The following is a 17,894-nucleotide window of genomic DNA, read 5'->3' as shown; positions in this document are numbered from 1 at the left end:
TCCCTTATGGCTTGCCAGGTGCAGGAATCCATTCACCAAAATCGTCCCGCTCCGTGTCAATCCGCAAAGCCTCCAGATGGGCATTACGCAAATCCCGCACAGAATAATCCGGGATGGATCCGGTCAACCTGCCAAATTTGGAAAAATGGCCCGGTTGATAATTGATTTTGACATGCAACAATTCAGCCAGCAACAGGCGCGTATCCTCTACCGGTTTCAGGGCCATGGAGCGACCGTAACTCGTCGATGTGCGGGGATTCATGGGGGCAGGAAAAAAGTATTCACAAATGTACTGGTCTAACGCCGTCGGCACGGCAAAAGCCCTGGCATGTGGCACCACCTTGTGGCAGGCATGGAGGACATCTTTTACCGAATACCGCATCAATGCCACATAAATTTGTTTTTTTGGGGATTTGGGTACAAAATGGGCCAAACCAAGACGGGTACGCAATGCCTCCGGCCATCCCGATACAGCAATCTCCTGCAAAACATCCGCCTCGAAAGCAACAAAAACCGGACGGGTATCCCGCAACACGATATTCCAGTAATCCATGGCATCTTCAAAAAAAGCCTTGGCATCATTGTGTTCCGTTGAGCCATGGGGATTGTTCGTGAGCTGAGCGTGGAACCTGCCCAATTTGTCAAAAGCCTCACTCTCAGAGGCAGCATAACCTTCGCTTGTCGTCCAGTTCAGCAGCAGATCAAGATTTTCCATGCGCACCAGAATTTGATCGCCATCCAGTCCATCCAGATGGGCGTCCTGATTGATGGCCAGGAAAGTATCCGGAATACCTGCGGTTCTAACCCGTTCATCAACATAGGCCGCATGACGTTCCCGCACATGTGCCGGCGAAGGATTGTCCAGTTTGAGATGTCGCAGATAAACGCCAGCCCGTTCGTCTCCAATCCGTTCATCATGGAGAAAATTGTGCGCCCGGGCGTGCATGCAACCGTCACAGAGTAAATCGTCAGGGAAAGGCGTCGTCGCCAAGGTGGCAACCGCACTCCGGAATATTTCATGATTGGCGAATTGACTGTTCATGTCCGCAGGGTATACCCTTTTGGGCAAAGTGTCAAAACCCTGCGGAGAAAAAATCCCCAGGTTCCCTCCATTCATGAATCGTTATGATTTCAGACCAGCACGGACTTTCCCCCGCGCAGCCAGCCATCCACGGCCTGGGCGGTTTGGCGGCCACTGGCAATCGCCCGCAGCACCAGGGATTGTCCTATGTGCATGTCACCGGCAACAAACAGGCCGGGAATATTGGTCATATTCCGGGAATCGGCCTGCACATGACCATTGGCGGTCAGCTCGACCCCGAGTTGTTCCAGCAGGCCGGCACGGACCGGATGGACAAATCCCATGGCCAGAAGGACCAGATCGGCTTCAAGGGTAAACTCGCTGCGGGGAATCTCCCGCATGACCGGACGCCCCCGGTTTTCCTGGGCCTCCCAGAGGAGACGCACGCACTCCAGGGTCGTGACGTGGCGACTGTTGCTGCCGTGAAAGGCCCGAGTCGCTACACTCCAGAGACGTTCACACCCTTCCATGTGCGACGTGGAGGTGCGCAGCTGATGCGGCCAGACCGGCCAGGGGGTCTCCGGGGAACGGTTTTTGGGTGGTTTGGCCAATAGTTCGATCTGGGTGACGCTTTTGGCTTTCTGGCGGATGGCGGTCCCGACACAATCCGCCCCGGTATCCCCGCCCCCAATGACCACAACCCGCCGATCCGTGGCCAGAATGGTCTGTTCCGGAGGAATTTCCATGCCGGCCAAACGCCGGTTTTGTTGGACAAGAAAATCCATGGCAAAGTGAATTCCTGCCAATTCACGTCCGGGAATGTTCAGGTCACGGGGCTGCTCGGCCCCGCCGGCCAGGATGACCGCATGAAATTCCTTCAGAATTTTTTGGCCGGGAAAATCAACGCCGATGTGAACCCCGGTCCGAATGGTCAACCCTTCCGCCGCCATCTGCTCCAGGCGTCGGTCGATCACCCACTTTTCCAGCTTGAAATCCGGAATGCCATAGCGCAACAAACCACCGGCCTGGGGATTTTTTTCAAACAGGATGACATCATGTCCCGCCCGCACCAACTGTTGACTGGCCGCCAATCCTGCCGGTCCCGACCCCACCACCGCCACCCGCTTGCCGGACTTGCCCAGCGGTTTGCCGGGTTGGATCAAACCCCGTTTGAAGCCCTCTTCAACGATGTTTTTTTCGATTTCCCGGATCGTGACAGGTTCCCGGTTGATGCCCACCACGCAGGCCGCCTCGCACGGAGCCGGACAAACCCGACCGGTAAATTCGGGAAAATTGTTGGTTCGATGCAACACATCGACGGCTTCTGCCCAGCGGTTCCGATAGACCAGATCATTCCAGCTCGGGATGACATTATGCAGAGAACACCCCTCATGGCAGAAAGGCACCCCGCAATCCATGCAGCGGGAGGCCTGTTCCTGGAGACGTTCCTGAGGAAACTCCTGGTAAAGGTCACGCCAGTCGTGGATGCGCTCGGAAACCGGTCGCAGGTGGGGTGTTTCCCGTTCAATCTCCATGAAACCGGTGATCTTACCCATGGGCCACCTTCCCCTCCATTTTCCGGGCCATCTCCTGCATGACGCGCTTGTATTCCAGGGGTATCACCTTGATGAATCGTGCCAAAGCCGCCGGCCAATCCGCCAGGAGTCTTTTACCGACTTCACTGCCGGTATAGGTGACGTGATTTTTGATCAGGGCGTGCAGGGTTTCCACATCCGTGGCATCCTGGACGGGTTCCATCACGACCATGGCGCTGTTGCACAGAGAGGAAAACCGTCCCTCTCCATCCAGAACAAAGGCCATACCACCGCTCATGCCGGCGGCAAAATTGCGTCCGGTCCGGCCCAGGACCACAACCACCCCACCGGTCATGTATTCGCACCCATGATCGCCCACCCCTTCGACCACGGCCCTGGCCCCTGAGTTGCGCACGGCAAACCGCTCCCCGGCTATTCCCCGGAAATAAGCCTCGCCACCTGTGGCCCCGTAAAGGACGGTGTTGCCGACAATGATATTTTCCTCAGGAACAAACGTGGCTCCGGCATGCGGGCGGATGGCGATCCGACCACCAGACATCCCCTTGCCGACATAGTCGTTGCTGGCCCCTTCGATGTGGAGCGAAACGCCGGGAACATTGAAGGCCCCGAAGCTTTGTCCGGCCACTCCCCGGAAAAAGCATTGGATGGTATTGTTCGGCAACCCTTCCTTGCCGAACTGCTTGGATATTTCACCGCCCATCATGGCCCCGACGGAACGGTCGGTATTGCGGATGTTCAGGTGGATTTCGATGGGATCCCGGGTCTGGAAGGTCCGCTGGGCCAATACCAGGAGCTGATGATCCAGTTGCTTGTCCAAGCCATGGTCCTGGGGTTGTTCGAAGCGGGTGGAAATGTGGGTTGGGACATCCGGTCTGGTCAATATTTTGGAAAAATCCAATCCCCGGCTTTTCCAATGCTCGATGGCGTCATTGACCTCGATGCAATCCATCCGGCCAACCATGTCATCGATGTGCCGGAAGCCCATTTCTGCCATGAGTTCCCGGACCTGGTTGGCCACGAAGTAGAAATAGTTGACCAGATACTGGGCTTTGCCGGAATATTTCTTGCGCAGTTCCACATCCTGGGTGGCAATGCCCACCGGGCAGGTACCCAGATGGCATTTGCGCATCATGATGCACCCTTCGACGATCAGGGGGGCGGTGGCAAACCCGAACTCTTCGGCCCCGAGCAGGGCACCGATGATCACATCCCGACCGGTGCGCAACTGTCCGTCCACCTGCAGGCGGACCCGACCGCGCAGGTCGTTCAACACCAGAGTTTGCTGGCTCTCGGCCAATCCCAGTTCCCAGGGGACGCCGGCGTGTTTGATGGAACTCAAAGGGCTGGCCCCGGTGCCGCCATCGAAGCCGGAAATGAGGATCATGTCGGAGTGGGCCTTGGAGACACCCGCCGCGATGGTACCCACCCCGACCGCAGCCACGAGCTTGACCGATACCCGGCTTTTGGGATTGACATTCTTCAGATCGAAGATCAATTGGGCCAGATCCTCGATGGAATAGATATCGTGATGCGGGGGTGGACTGATGAGCGTCACTCCCGGGGTGGTGTTGCGGGTCCGGGCGATCACTTCATTGACCTTGTGCCCCGGCAGTTGGCCCCCTTCACCGGGCTTGGCCCCCTGGCAAACCTTGATCTGCATTTCGTCGGAGTTGGCCAGGTAGTGGCTGCTGACCCCGAACCGGGCCGATGCCACCTGTTTGACAGCGCTGCGGGGCAGGTCGCCATTCGGGCGGGGTTTGAACCGCTCGGCGGATTCACCTCCCTCACCGGTGTTGGACTTGCCGCCGATCCGGTTCATGGCGATGGCCAGGGTTTCGTGCGCCTCCTTGGAAATGGAGCCGAACGACATGGCCCCCGTGACAAACCGTTTGACGATGAGAGACGCCGGTTCCACCTCATGCAGGGGGATCGGTTTGCCGGCCTTTTTGAGTTTGAACATGCCGCGAAGGGTACACAATCCCTGGGCCTGCTCGTCGATCAGGCGCGTGAATTTTTTGAATATTTCATAGTCGTTTTCGCGTGTGGCCCGTTGGAGGAGAGAGATCGTATCCGGGTTCCACATGTGGCGTTCGCCGCCGTAGCGAAACTTGTATTCGCCGCCAGCCGGGAGTGCATCCAGATAGACGACATTTTCAACAATTTGTTGGTGGCGCTGCAATGCCTCGCGGGCAATGATGGACATGCCGATCCCCTCGATGCGGGAGACCGTGCCGGTAAAATGGCGTTCGATGACGTGGCGATTGATGCCAACCGCCTCGAAAATCTGGGCACCGCAATAGCTGCGCAGGGTGGAGATGCCCATCTTGGAGAACACCTTCAGCAACCCTTTGCCCGTGGCCTTGATGAAATTGTATTCGGCTTTCTCCGGTGTGATATCGGCTGGGAGCAGGTTTTGTTGCACGGCATCGGCCAGGATTTCAAAGGCGAGCCAGGGATTGACGGCGCTCACCCCGTAGCCCAACAGCAGGGCAAAATGGTGGACTTCGCGGACTTCGCCGGTCTCCACCAGAATGCTGGCCCCGTTGCGAATCCCGGACCGGATCAGGTGGTGATGGACCGCCGAGGCTGCCAGCAGGGCCGGAATGGGGGCCATGGCCTGGTTGACACCCCGGTCGCTCAGAATCACCAGGGTACACCCGGCAGAGACGGCCACGGCGACATGTTCCAGCAGGCGGCGCAGGGCACGATCCATGCCATCCGGACCTTCCACCACCGGCCAGAGCATTGAAAAGGTGGATGATTTCAGGGTGGGGTGTTGCAGGGCGCGAATCCTGGCCAGATCCTTGTTGGTCAGGATGGGTTGTTTCAGTTGCAATCTCTGAACGTGTTCGGGGCCTTCCGCCAACAGGTTGCCGACCGGTCCGAGCTGGATGAACAGGCTCATCACCAGCTCTTCGCGGATGGGATCGATGGCCGGGTTGGTGACCTGGGCAAAAAGCTGTTTGAAATAATTGAACAGGGATATGGGACGATCCGACAGCACCGGCAGGGCCGTATCGGTTCCCATGGATCCCGTGGCCTCCTGTCCTTCCACGACCATGGGCAGCATCAGCAGGTTGACTTCCTCTTCGGTGTAGCCAAATATTTTCTGCCGTTGGCGCAGGGGCAAAGCCTCCGGGTCGGGAACGGGTCCATCCGGCAGCCGGTCGAGGTAGAGCAGATTTTCTTCGATCCATTGCCGGTAGGGTTGACGGCCGATGATCTGGGCCTTGATTTCCTGGTCGTCGATGATGCGTTTTTGTTCCAGGTCCAGGACAAACATGCGTCCAGGTTGCAGCCGCCAGTTGATCAGTTCTTCTTCGGGCGGAAAGGTGATGGTGCCAGCCTCCGAGGCCATGATGCACAAACCGCTGCGCGTCACCTGATAGCGGGCCGGGCGCAGACCGTTGCGATCCAGGGTGGCACCGATGACCCGTCCATCGGTGAAGGCCACGGCTGCCGGTCCGTCCCAGGGTTCCATCATGGAATCATGGTATTGGTAGAATGCCCGCCGGTCGGCATCCATGTGGGCATGGTTTTCCCAGGCTTCCGGAATCAGCATCATGATGGCGTGGGCCACGGAGCGACCGGAAAGGACCAGAAATTCCACGGCACGATCAAAGGATGCCGAATCGGAAATGCCCTCGGGGATGATGGGAAACAATTTTTTGATGTCGTCACCAAACAGATTGGACGACAGGGCAGCCTCGCGGGCACGCATCCAGTTGATGTTGCCACGCAAGGTATTGATTTCACCATTGTGGGCAATCATTCGGAAGGGATGGGCAAGTTCCCAGGTAGGGAAAGTGTTGGTCGAGTAGCGTTGATGAACCATGGCGAAGGCGCTCACCATGTCCGGTTCATTCAGATCCTGGTAGTAGGCTGCCACCTGATCGGCCAAAAACATCCCCTTGTAGAGCAGGACCCGCGTGGACATGCTGGCGATATGAAACGATTTCAGATCGGGATCTTCGTAGTCAACAACCGCATTTTCGATGCGGCGCCGGATGACATAGAGGCGCCGTTCAAACCAGTTGTCGTCGGCAGACTCGGGACGATTGTGCATGCCGATGAAGACCTGCCGGATGACCGGTTCCGCCGATTTGGCGACAAACCCGATCCGGGCCACCGAGTTGATGGGCACATCGCGCCAGCCGAGGATGGCTTGTCCTTCTTCACGCACGATGATTTCCGTGGTGCGCTGGCAGGCATTGCGGAGTTCCACCTCTTTGGGCAGAAAAAAGACCCCGACACCGTACTCCCCGGGAGGTGGGAGTTGGATATTGATGGCTGAACAGCGTTTGCGCAGAAAATCGTCGGGCATCTGGATCATGATGCCGGCCCCATCGCCAGTGAGGGGATCCGAACCGGCAGCCCCCCGGTGGGTCATGTTGACCAGCACTTCCAGGGCCATCTCCAGAATGCGGTGGGATTTTCGGCCATGAATGTCGGCCACAAACCCGACCCCGCAGGCATCGTGTTCGAAGCGGGGATCATACAAGCCCTGTTTCTCAGGCAACCCAGTCTGTGTCATGTGCCAATTCCCTGTACCATTCCGTTTCCCGCTCAGGAGGCCGTCTAAAAAAATAAAAAAACAAACTGAAAGGAACAAATCAAGCAATGGCAACCGCACATTAATCTAACGGATTTGCCCGTGCTGTCAACCCGGCCTGCCCAGGTTACCATCCTTGTCCCCACATTTTTCGGACCGGATCTCTGACAAGATCACCTCCTTTTTCATAAGAAACAAGGTGATGAACAATACATTCGCCTGACCCGCTCGGCAACGGTCCAGATTTCCTTTTCCGTATCCACACGCCATCCCTATCCATTTTGAAACCAGACTCGACAAAATCAACCCGGTTCGCTATAATTCAAGACAATCAAGATGATGCCTCCAGGCAGCCCCGAACTGGCCCGCATCACCCGTCCGGCAATAACAGAGGATCGTCGCCTGGACAAGCTCGTCAAGGTATGGCAAATCCACCAATCCGTTTGCCATCGTGACATTGGCGCACCTGCATGCCAAAAACACCGGAAACCAGCCAGAAAAACGTTACCAGATCAAATGGTTGTTGATTCGCAAATTGTATAATAGCGGTTTCAATCGCCAACAGGTGATCGACCTGTTCCGCTTCATCGACTGGGTGTTGCATCTGCCGGACAAACTTGCCAAACAGTTGCAAACAAAAATCGTTGCCTTCGAGGAGAAACAAAAAATGCCCTACATCAAGCCACCTTCCCTGGAAAAATGGGGAATCCGTGTCATGGATGCCCAGTCATTGGAGGCCGTTTTTGCGGACAAGACGTCCACATGACAACACACCCCCCGGATGAATTCGACGTACCCTGGAAGGATATCCTGGAGGCATATTTCATTGATTTTCTGGCATTTTTTCTGCCGGAAGCCTATGCCGGCATCGATTGGGAACGCGGCTTTGAATTCCTCGATACCGAATTGGCCCGCATCACCCGCCCGGCAAAAAACAGGGATCGCCGCCTGGATAAACTCGTCAAAGTGTGGCGTCGCGGCGACGGCCAGGAACTCTGGGTCCTGATTCACATCGAAATCCAGGGCAACCGCAAACCGGATTTTGCGTCAAGGATGTATGTCTGCCAATACCGGGCCTACGATCTTCATCAAAAACCGGTGGTCGGTCTGGCCATTCTGGCTGATGAGGAGACCGGCTGGCGGCCAACAGAATTCAGTTACGAGTTGTGGGGAACGACACAAAGTTATCGGTTTACCGCCGTCAAGCTTCTGGACTATGCGGAAGCCGATCTGGAAAATTCCACCAATCCGTTTGCCATCGTGACATTGGCGCACCTGCATGCCAAAAACACCAGAAACCAGCCAGAAAAACGTTACCAGATCAAATGGTTGTTGATTCGCAAATTGTATAATGGCGGTTTCAATCGCCAACAGGTGATCGACCTGTTCCGCTTCATCGACTGGGTGTTGCACCTGCCGGAAAAACTTGCCAAACAGTTGCAAACAGAAATCGTTGCCTTCGAGGAGAAACAAAAAATGCCCTACATTTCAAGCGTGGAACGAATAGGTGAAAAGAGAGGTGAAAAAAGAGGTGAAAAGAGAGGTGAAAAAAGAGGTGAAAAAAGAGGTGAGGCCAGAATTCTGACATATCAATTGCAACATCGTTTTGGTGAATTGCCAGCCTGGGCCAATGAAAAAATTGCCAAGGCCAAGCCACCCTCCCTGGAAAAATGGGGAATCCGTGTCATGGATGCCCAGTCGTTGGAGGCCGTTTTTGCGGACAAGACGTCCACATGACAACACACCCCCCGGATGAATTCGACGTCCACCCCATCGTCCTGGTTTTCATGGCACATTCCCCGGCCAGCGCATGACCAAGTTGATCAAAAAGTCGAAAATCCACGACAAAAAACAGAGCAAGTATACATTCCGGCTGCAAAACGCAAGAATAAAATCATTTAAAGAAGGAAGCCCCGACTCAGAAACAAACAGGGGGGCGATACATACCGCCCCCCTGAGGTGTTTTCTACTTTCAAGAACCGCTGTTGGCTTTTTCCAGGGCCTGGCTCAGGGCTTCGCCCAGACTGCTGGTGGCCACACCGCGTGTCGAGGTGTACTCCTTCAGGGCCTGGCGTTCCTGATCCATTTCCAGGGCCTTGATGGAGAGGGAAATTTTGCGTTTTTGCCGGTCGATCTGGGTGATTTTGACCTCCACTTCGGTACCATTGTCCAGAACGATGCCACTTTCCCGATTGTCGCGGGAGAGTTCGGCCTTGCGCAACAACCCCTCCACCCCTTCGGCCAGAGTCAGGATCCAGCCGGAGGTCAACTGCTCCTTGACCACGCCCGTGACGGTGCTGCCCTTGGCATGGGCATCGGCCCACTGGCTCCAGTCGTCGGGATGGGCCTGTTTCAATCCCAGGGAAATCCGCTCTTTTTCCGGATCCAGGGAGAGAACCACGGCTTCAACCTGTTGGCCTTTTTGGAACTGTTTCAGGGCATCTTCGCCCACAGCCGGATCCCAGGTGACATCCGAGAGGTGGACCAGGCCATCGATATCCCCTTCCAGCCCCACGAAGAGACCGAATTCGGTGATATTCTTGATTTCGCCGGTGACGGTGGTCCCCACGGGGTGGGTCTGGGCAAAGGCTTCCCAGGGATTTTCCTGGCACTGTTTCAGGCCCAGGGAGATGCGGCGCCGTTCGGCATCCACATCCAGGACCATGACTTCGACCTCCTTGCCCACTTCCAGGAGCTTGGAGGGGTGGATGTTTTTCTTGGTCCAGGCAAGTTCCGACACATGGGCCAACCCTTCCACGCCGGGTTCCAACTCCACGAAGGCACCGTAATCGGTAATGTTGGTCACCACGCCCCGGAAACGGGCGGACGGGGGATACTTGGCCCCGATTCCTTCCCAGGGGTCAGTCAGCAATTGCTTCATGCCCAGGGAGATGCGCTGGGTTTCGGAGTTGAACTTGATCACCTGCACCGAAACCGTATCGCCGACATTGACCACACTGGAGGGGTGTTTGACCCGTTTCCAGGACATGTCGGTGATGTGCAGCAACCCATCCAGGCCGCCCAGATCCACGAATGCGCCGTAGTCGGTGATGTTTTTGACCACGCCGTCGAGGATCATTCCTTCGTGGAGGGTTTCCAGGAGGGCCTTGCGGGCATCTTCCCGCTGTTTTTCGATCACGGTCCGTCGCGAGACGACAATATTGCCACGGCGGCGGTCCATTTTCAGGATGTCGAAAGGCTGGCTCTCATCCTGGAGACGGGAAATGTCGTGAACCGGACGCACATCGACCTGGGAACCGGGCAGGAAGGCTGCCAGGGAGTTGATATCGACTGTATATCCCCCCTTGACCTTGCCGATGATCCGGCCATGGACGATTTTTTGTTCGTTGAAGGCTTTTTCCAGGTTGACCCAGGCCTCTTCCCGTTTGGCTTTTTCCCGGGAGAGGACGGCCTGGCCATTCTGGTCTTCGGTACGCTCCACAAAGACATCGACCTGATCGCCGACTTTGACGGCGACTGTGCCTGACGCATCCAGGAATTCCCGTATTGGCAATCGGCCTTCTGATTTCAGGCCGACATCAATGACGAACTCCTCCCCTTCCTGCTGGATGATGGTCCCGGTGACCACCTGTCCTTCCTTGCCGACACCCTGGTTGAAGGATTCCTCCAGCAGGGCGGCAAAATCTTCATCCCCTGATTCGGGGTCCTGGACCCGCTCTTCTGCTACCACGAAACTTACCTCGAAAAAGAGTTGTTGGGAGTGGCCCCCGTCAACCTGTACAGGCCGATACAGCCATGACCTTGCCGACAAGTTCGACGACCCGATTGATGCTTTCTTCCAGCGTCAGGTGGGTGGTGTCGATCCGGACGGCATCGACCGCCGGCACCAGAGGCCCGTGTGTGCGCCCGCTGTCCCGGGCGTCGCGTTCCGCCATTTGGGCGAGAATCTTCTGGAAGTTAACAGCTTCGCCACTCCCTTGCAACTCCCCGGCCCTTCTTTTTGCGCGGGCGTCCAGGGAAGCGGTCAAAAATATTTTCAGGGGGGCATGCGGATGGACGATGGTTCCGACATCCCGGCCATCCAGGATGGCTGGACCCGGGGCACCATATTGACGCTGGAACGTCAGCAAGGCGGCCCGCACCTGGGGCAGGGCTGCGTGCCAGGAAGCCGCAATGCCGACCTCTTCCTGACGCAAGGCCAGAGTCACATCTTCCCCGTCCAGAAAGGCGTGATAGGTATGGGCTGCCTGGCGACGGTAAGCAAAATTCATACCAGATGCAGCGGCGGCCACGGCATCCGGATCCGTCAAACCCTGGCGCAAAGCCAGCAAACCAACCGCCCGGTAGATGGCCCCGGTATCCAGGTAGGCCAAACCAAAGCGGTCGGCAACCGCCCGACATACAGCCCCTTTGCCTGCGCCTGCCGGGCCATCAACGGCCACCACCACCCGGGATGCATTGCCCTGGAGGGGGTTTTGCGTGTGTGCATTCATTCCGGGACTGGTTTCATTCGTGGTCAAAGCTGCCGCACCGTTCCACGGCGTAATTGAAGAACTCCTCGACCGCCTTGGAACGAAACTTTTGTTTTTGATACACAAAACTGATTTTGCGTTTCATGGGGACACCCTTGATGCGGCGGGTGGTGAGGCTGCGCAGGCTCAGTTCCTTGCGCAGGGCGACATTGGAGACGATGCTGAATCCAACGCCGCCTTCCACCGCTCCCTTGACGGCTTCGGTGCTGCCCAGTTCCAGGACATTGTCCAACTGTGCGTAGGGCAAGCCGGCCCGCTCCAGAATTTCCGTGATCACGGCCCGGGTACCGGAGCCTTCTTCACGGGAAACAAAGGGATATTCCTTCAATTGGAGGAGTGGAATCTCTTCCTGCTGGGCCAGCGGATGTCCGGGGGGAATGATCACCACCAGCTCGTCTTCGGTGCAGGCCTGGACGGAAATGTTTTTGTTGCGCACCGGTCCTTCGACCATCCCCACGTCGATGGTGGCATCTTCCAGTTTGCGGATCACGAGCCGGGTATTGTGGACTGTCAGGCGAATCTGTACGCCTGGAAATTTTTTATTGTAACCGCTCATGATCCGGGGCATGAGATACTCACCGATGGTGGTGGATGCCCCCAGTTTGACCAGACCACGGGTCACGCCGGTCATTTCGTTGATGGCTTTTTCGGTTTCGCGGTACAGTTCCAGGATGCGTTCTGCGTAGGCGAAGACCGTGGATCCGGCATCGGTCAGGGTGATCCGGTTGTGGTGACGGTCGAAGAGGCGTGTATTGAAATGCTCTTCCAACTGTCGGATCTGAAACGTCACCGCCGGCTGGGTCAGGTACAACTCTTCCGCAGCCCGGGTAAAGGAAAGATGCTTGGCCACAGCGTGAAACACACGCAACCTGGTGTCGGAAAAACTCATTGGCTCCCACCCCGCAAAACGGACAAGACTTCCAGCCCCCAGTCGTCGTGACAAACCGGGAACCCAGCTTTTTTAGCATATTAAAAATTATTATGCGATTTGTATAGCAAAATTTATTCAGGCAACCCATTCCGGGCGATCTTCGGAATCCTGTCACGATCTCTTCCTTTGCTCCCCGGACCGGTTTTATTATTCATCCCCGGGGAGCAATCCATAGCGTCTGATTTTTTCCGAGAGGACCAGGCATCATGCAGAACACCCTCCACGACACCGGCCCGGTGAATCTGGAAGAGATTGAATTACAGCCCGCATCCTGGGACATCTGGGACAAGAAATACCGTCTGAAGACCAAAGATGGACGCCCCTTGGACGCCGATCTGGCCGGAACTTTTCAGCGGGTGGCACGCGCCCTGGCCGCTGTGGAAACGTCTGCCACCCGGAGCCATTGGGAAGAGCGGTTTTACTGGGCCTTGATGAACGGGGCCATCCCTGCCGGACGGATCATCTCCAATGCCGGTGCCCAGGAACACAAGCCTGCCACCAGCACCATCAACTGTACTGTGGCGGGCACCATTCACGACTCGATGGACCACATTCTGCATTCTGTGCATCAGGGGGGATTGACCCTCAAGGCCGGGTGCGGCATCGGCTATGAATTTTCCACCTTGCGCCCCAAAGGGGCCTTTGTCGCCGGGGCCGGAGCCAGCACCTCGGGGCCGCTCTCCTTCATGGATATTTTCGACGCCATGTGCCGTACCATCTCCTCGGCGGGAGGTCGCCGTGGTGCCCAGATGGCCACGTTTGACATATCCCATCCGGACATTCTGGATTTTATCCGGGCCAAGCGCGAGGATGGCCGCCTGCGCCAGTTCAATCTCTCCTGCCTGATCACCCAGCCTTTCATGGAGGCGGTCAAGGCCAATCTGGATTGGGAACTCCTTTTCCCGGCCAATCGGTTCGAACTGGACGATCCCACCGTCGAGATCGTCTACCGTCCCTGGCCCAGTACCGACGGCTACCGGACCAACGATGCCGGCGAGGTGGCCTGTCGCATCTGGCGGCGGCTGCCGGCCCGGCGTTTGTGGGACATGATCACGGCTTCCAACTACGACTTCGCCGAACCGGGCTTCATCCTGATCGACACGGTCAACGAGATGAACAACAACTGGTTTGCCGAAAACATTCGCACGACCAATCCCTGCGGCGAACAACCCCTGCCCCCCTTTGGGGCCTGCCTGCTGGGCTCGATCAATCTGGCCAAATTCGTCAAAAATCCGTTCACCCCCAAGGCCGCCTTCGATTGGGAGCGGTATCGGGAGGTGGTGCGCATTTTTACCCGCATGATGGACAATGTCGTCGAACTGCACGGCCTGCCCCTCCTGGAACAGGCTGAGGAGATCCGCCGCAAACGCCGCCACGGTATGGGATTTCTCGGCCTGGGGTCGGCCCTGACCCTGCTGGGCATGAAATATGGCGATGCCAAATCCCTGGCGTTCACCGAACAGGTGACCCGGGAAATGGCCATTGTCGGCTGGGAAGTGGGGGTGGAACTGGGCCAGGAAAAAGGGGTGGCCCCCATCATGGATGAACTGTTCACCATAGACCAGCAAATGGTGGCCCGCCGCCCGGATCTGCTGCGCGATGGCCATCGCCTCGGCGACCGGCTCCCCGGCAAGGTGCTGCTGGGCCGCTACAGCCATTATCTGGCACAATTTCCCGAACCTTTGCGGGAACGGATTGCCCGCGATGGCTGCCGCTTCACCCACCACACCTCCATCGCCCCGACCGGCACCATCGCCCTCTCCATGGGCAACAATGTCTCCAATGGCATCGAACCCAGTTTCGCCCACCGCTACAGCCGCAACATCATTCGAGAAGGCCGCAAAACCAAAGAAAAAATCGATGTCCTCTCCTTCGAATTGCTGGCCTATCGCAACCTGGTCAACCCCGAAGCCGACCCCTACGCCACCGATACGGCACGGCGTTTGCCTGTCACCTTCGTGGACAGCAGCAGCATTTCCCCACGGGCACATGTGGAAATCCAGGCTGTCGCCCAAAAATGGATCGACTCCTCCATCTCCAAAACCATCAGCGTGCCCACGGATTATCCCTTCGACGATTTCAAGCAAATCTACCTCTACGCCTACGAAAAAGGCCTGAAAGGGTGTACCACCTTCCGGTTCAATCCAGAGGCCTTTCAGGGAGTCATGGTCAAGGAAGAGGATCTGGCACGCACCACCTACCGGTTCACCCTGGAAGATGGTTCCCAGTTGGAGCTGAAGGGCAATGAAGAGGTCGAATACGACGGAGAAATCCACTCCGCAGCCAATTTGTTCGATGCCCTCAAGGAAGGGTATTACGGGCGACTTTGAGGAGTGGTTCCCTGAAACCTGTCAGCAGAAGCGGCAAAATTTTGTCCCTGCCCGCCTGCCCTGTAGTGAATCATATCCATGACGAGGATGCACGATGACCACCCGGATTGAAAAAAAAATAGTCGGCTTTGAAGTGGCCACCGAAGAGTCGGAATCCGGTCGGACGGATGATCACCGTGCCCCCCCCCGGAGCGGTTCCGACAAGGTGATTCAACTGCTGCCGCTGCTGCAACGCCCGGAAGAGCTGGAAGGAGTCACCTACAAAGTCACCACCCCCATGTCCGAGCATGCCCTCTACATCACCATCAACGACATCATCGTCGCCGAAGGAACCGAAAACGAGCATCGCCGTCCCTTCGAAATTTTCATTAATTCCAAGAACATGGAAAATTTCGCCTGGATCGTTGCCCTGACCCGGGTCATTTCAGCGGTCTTCCGGCATGCAGGGAGCGTCACCTTCCTGGTCGAAGAGCTGCGGTCGGTTTTCGATCCCCGGGGCGGCTATTTCAAGCCCGGTGGCAAATACATGCCCAGTCTGGTCGCCGAAATCGGCGAATGTATCGAAAAACATCTCATCGACATCGGCCTGATCCGCCTGCCGGATCTCTCCCCGGATCTGCTCGCCAAACGCCGCCTGGCCAAGGCCGAAGGCATCTCCAGCAATACCCAGTGTCCCAAATGCAACCAGTTTTCCGTCGTCCGCCTGGATGGCTGCGAAACCTGCCTGGAGTGCGGCTATTCCAAATGTGGGTAAAAAAACGCAATCCTCTCGCAGAAATTTTTGGATATCCGTTTGATAACATCAACCCTGAAGCTGACCGCTACAGAAAAAACACTCTTTGCCGCTTTGGAAACAGGGTGCCAAACTGCACAAAAGATAAAGCAAATAATCCACTTGGTGTCTGTAGTATTTTTGATGGTGAAGATATTGTTATCACCTGTCCGATTCGCTTCCGGGAACGATGGTTGATAGCTGAAGATGCGGCTTCATTTTTCTTCGGCAATGGATTAAAATGGACAACCTTGACGGAAGTAAAATTAAAAGACAGGTTTGGAAATTCGGCGGGAAACATTGATGTCGTGTTGTGTGCGTATAACGAACGCGGGAAGGTTATTGATTTTGGGGGTTTAGAAGTACAGGCGGTTTATATTTCCGGAAATGTTCGTAACCCTTTTGAATATTACATGGACAATCCGGAAAACTACATCCATATGGACTGGAGTACACGCCAAAATTACCCCAGACCGGATTATCTCTCGTCGTCACGGAAAAGACTTGCACCTCAATTAATTTTTAAAGGCGGTATATTTAAATCGTGGAACAAAAAAACCGCTGTTGCATTAAATCGCGGTTTTTTTAATACCCTGCCGTCGTTGCAGGAGGTTGAACCATCTCATGCTGATATCGCTTGGCTTGTGTATGATCTGGTTCGAGACGAATCCCAAAATATACTTGCTCTGACACGCTGGAAGACTGTTTATACAAAATTTACGGAAAGCCTGGAAAAAATTACTCAGTCTACACCCGGAAATATCGATGATTTTGTTGATATTCTTCAAGAAAAAGTAGATAAAAAATTTGATAACAATGGACCTGATTTGGAGTTGATTAGTGAAACATTCTAATTTTGGCTATCAATTAACGCTTTTCGATGATTTTGATACGTCAGATCGCGTCGTCAATGTTGCTTCCGTCCCTCAGCGCAGTCCATTCAGATATCCTGGCGGAAAAACATGGCTCATTCCGCGCATCAGGCAATGGCTGGCAAGTATAAAAAAAAAACCAACTACATTTATTGAACCATTTGCTGGTGGAGCCATTGTTGGACTGACAGTCGCTTTTGAAAAACATGCAGAACATGTCATTCTTGTAGAATTGGATAAACAGGTTGCAGCAGTTTGGCAAACCATCCTTGGAGGTGAAGCAGAATGGCTTGCAGATCGTATACTGAATTTTGACCTCACCCAAACAAGCGTACAGGAAATTTTGGCATCGGAAACCAGTAATATTCGAGAAAAAGCCTTTCAGACAATTTTAAAAAACAGGACATACCATGGTGGCATACTTGCCCCAGGATCTGGATTGATCAAAAAAGGAGAAAGTGGAAAGGGTTTGAAATCTCGCTGGTATCCACAAACACTTGCCAACCGGATCAGATCAATAGGGCAAATCCGGAATCGTTTTACGTTTATATGCGGTGACGGTATTTCTGTCATGAAGGATTGTATTGATGACAAGAATGCAGCTTTTTTCATTGATCCACCCTATACTGCCGGCAATCAAAAAAGCAAACGTGCTGGCAGGAGATTATATACACATTACGAAATTGATCATGATCTTCTTTTTGATATTTCTGAAAAATCCAGTGGAAATATTCTTCTGACCTATGAAAATTCACCCGATATTGAAGAATTATCCAACAGACACTTTTTTAAAACAAAATGCGTTGCAATGAAAAATACACACCATGACAAAATGACAGAGTTGCTGATCTCAAGAGACCTTCATTGGTTCAAATGAAAAACCAACCCGACCGGCATGAGGATTATTTCCAGACTGGAGTGCCACCATGCAAACAACACAGCAACTCAGTATCACCTTGCCCGATGAAATAGCTCAAGCAGTGCAGGCCAAGGTACGGGCTGGCGAGTACGCTTCCGAAAGTGAGGTCATCCACGCCGGGTTACGTGCCCTTTTGGCCCGTGATCAGGCTGTTGAAAGCTGGCTGAACCATCAAGTTGGCCCAGCCTACGATGCGTTGCAGTCTGACCCTTCCCGTACCGTTACTGCCGACCAGGTACGCGCTCGTCTGGCCGCCGAATACACCAAGGCACAATGGTGGCGTTGCGCGCAATGACGTGCGACCCGGTCTGCGCATTGCCAACTACAAAAAACGCACTGTTATCGCCTTCGTCGTGGACACCGGACAAATTTCAATCATCGGTGTGTTCCATGGTGGACAAAACTACGAAACAATCCTGCAAGACGACTCTGAAAGATAATCCTTTAA

At 55.1% G+C, this 17,894-nt stretch carries 13 protein-coding genes; 7 read left to right on the top strand and 6 right to left on the bottom strand.

Annotated features, from left to right (window positions below):
• Positions 1-4: 4 nt before the first annotated feature.
• The 3 genes from HQL65_08350 to gltB all read right to left on the bottom strand — a co-directional run bounded on the left by HQL65_08350 (position 5) and on the right by gltB (position 7,111).
• Complete coding sequence (locus tag HQL65_08350) at positions 5-1,042, bottom strand: hypothetical protein (protein MBF0136237.1); 1,038 nt, start codon at positions 1,040-1,042, stop codon at positions 5-7.
• 89 nt (positions 1,043-1,131) lie between these two features.
• Positions 1,132-2,577: a glutamate synthase subunit beta gene (locus HQL65_08345; protein MBF0136236.1), complete on the bottom strand. Its 1,446-nt coding sequence runs from the start codon at positions 2,575-2,577 to the stop codon at positions 1,132-1,134.
• The gene (gene gltB, locus HQL65_08340; protein MBF0136235.1) at positions 2,570-7,111 is read right to left on the bottom strand and encodes a glutamate synthase large subunit; all 4,542 of its coding nucleotides are present in this window, start codon (positions 7,109-7,111) and stop codon (positions 2,570-2,572) included. The genes HQL65_08345 and gltB overlap by 8 nt, the downstream gene beginning before the upstream one ends.
• Positions 7,112-7,580: 469 nt before the next feature.
• On the opposite strand from gltB, the gene HQL65_08335 reads away from it, so the two are divergent.
• Positions 7,581-7,895 (top strand): hypothetical protein, encoded by a 315-nt coding sequence (locus HQL65_08335; protein ID MBF0136234.1) that lies wholly within the window; start codon positions 7,581-7,583, stop codon positions 7,893-7,895.
• Positions 7,892-8,866, top strand: coding sequence for a cytosolic protein (locus HQL65_08330; GenBank protein MBF0136233.1), 975 nt, complete (start codon positions 7,892-7,894; stop codon positions 8,864-8,866). The genes HQL65_08335 and HQL65_08330 overlap by 4 nt, the downstream gene beginning before the upstream one ends.
• Positions 8,867-9,101: 235 nt before the next feature.
• Here HQL65_08330 and rpsA read toward each other — a convergent pair whose 3' ends face one another.
• From rpsA to HQL65_08315, 3 genes are read right to left on the bottom strand one after another with little or no spacing between them, the layout of a single operon-like run.
• Positions 9,102-10,820 (bottom strand): 30S ribosomal protein S1, encoded by a 1,719-nt coding sequence (rpsA, locus tag HQL65_08325; protein MBF0136232.1) that lies wholly within the window; start codon positions 10,818-10,820, stop codon positions 9,102-9,104.
• Positions 10,821-10,860: 40 nt separating this feature from the next.
• Positions 10,861-11,583, bottom strand: coding sequence for a (d)CMP kinase (locus tag HQL65_08320; GenBank protein ID MBF0136231.1), 723 nt, complete (start codon positions 11,581-11,583; stop codon positions 10,861-10,863).
• A gap of 13 nt (positions 11,584-11,596) precedes the next feature.
• Positions 11,597-12,511, bottom strand: a complete 915-nt coding sequence (locus HQL65_08315) for a LysR family transcriptional regulator (GenBank protein ID MBF0136230.1) — start codon at positions 12,509-12,511, stop codon at positions 11,597-11,599.
• 248 nt (positions 12,512-12,759) lie between these two features.
• Between HQL65_08315 and HQL65_08310 the strand changes: the two genes are divergently transcribed.
• The 5 genes from HQL65_08310 (at position 12,760) to HQL65_08290 (ending at position 17,741) form a co-directional block, all read left to right on the top strand.
• Positions 12,760-14,883: an adenosylcobalamin-dependent ribonucleoside-diphosphate reductase gene (locus tag HQL65_08310; GenBank protein ID MBF0136229.1), complete on the top strand. Its 2,124-nt coding sequence runs from the start codon at positions 12,760-12,762 to the stop codon at positions 14,881-14,883.
• A gap of 94 nt (positions 14,884-14,977) precedes the next feature.
• Complete coding sequence (locus tag HQL65_08305) at positions 14,978-15,637, top strand: TSCPD domain-containing protein (protein MBF0136228.1); 660 nt, start codon at positions 14,978-14,980, stop codon at positions 15,635-15,637.
• Positions 15,628-16,509 (top strand): hypothetical protein, encoded by an 882-nt coding sequence (locus HQL65_08300; GenBank protein ID MBF0136227.1) that lies wholly within the window; start codon positions 15,628-15,630, stop codon positions 16,507-16,509. Before HQL65_08305 ends, HQL65_08300 begins: the two co-directional genes overlap by 10 nt.
• On the top strand, positions 16,496-17,404 hold the full coding sequence (locus HQL65_08295) for a DNA adenine methylase (GenBank protein ID MBF0136226.1): 909 nt from the start codon (positions 16,496-16,498) through the stop codon (positions 17,402-17,404). The genes HQL65_08300 and HQL65_08295 overlap by 14 nt, the downstream gene beginning before the upstream one ends.
• Before the next feature lie 49 nt (positions 17,405-17,453).
• Positions 17,454-17,741, top strand: a complete 288-nt coding sequence (locus HQL65_08290) for a type II toxin-antitoxin system ParD family antitoxin (protein MBF0136225.1) — start codon at positions 17,454-17,456, stop codon at positions 17,739-17,741.
• Positions 17,742-17,894 lie beyond the last annotated feature (153 nt).

The sequence above is a fragment of the Magnetococcales bacterium genome, from assembly GCA_015228935.1.
Lineage (GTDB): Bacteria > Pseudomonadota > Magnetococcia > Magnetococcales > DC0425bin3 > HA3dbin3.
Note: the sequence above shows the minus strand (reverse complement) of the source record. Positions and strands in the feature narration are given on the sequence as shown.

Coding starts and splice junctions, on each gene's coding strand:
- HQL65_08330 (MBF0136233.1), top strand. CDS start 7,892: ATGACAACACACCCCCCGGATGAATTCGACGTACCCTGGAAGGATATC.
- HQL65_08320 (MBF0136231.1), bottom strand. CDS start 11,583: ATGAATGCACACACGCAAAACCCCCTCCAGGGCAATGCATCCCGGGTG.
- HQL65_08315 (MBF0136230.1), bottom strand. CDS start 12,511: ATGAGTTTTTCCGACACCAGGTTGCGTGTGTTTCACGCTGTGGCCAAG.
- HQL65_08305 (MBF0136228.1), top strand. CDS start 14,978: ATGACCACCCGGATTGAAAAAAAAATAGTCGGCTTTGAAGTGGCCACC.
- HQL65_08290 (MBF0136225.1), top strand. CDS start 17,454: ATGCAAACAACACAGCAACTCAGTATCACCTTGCCCGATGAAATAGCT.
- HQL65_08350 (MBF0136237.1), bottom strand. CDS start 1,042: ATGAACAGTCAATTCGCCAATCATGAAATATTCCGGAGTGCGGTTGCC.
- HQL65_08310 (MBF0136229.1), top strand. CDS start 12,760: ATGCAGAACACCCTCCACGACACCGGCCCGGTGAATCTGGAAGAGATT.
- gltB (MBF0136235.1), bottom strand. CDS start 7,111: ATGACACAGACTGGGTTGCCTGAGAAACAGGGCTTGTATGATCCCCGC.
- HQL65_08300 (MBF0136227.1), top strand. CDS start 15,628: ATGTGGGTAAAAAAACGCAATCCTCTCGCAGAAATTTTTGGATATCCG.
- HQL65_08345 (MBF0136236.1), bottom strand. CDS start 2,577: ATGGGTAAGATCACCGGTTTCATGGAGATTGAACGGGAAACACCCCAC.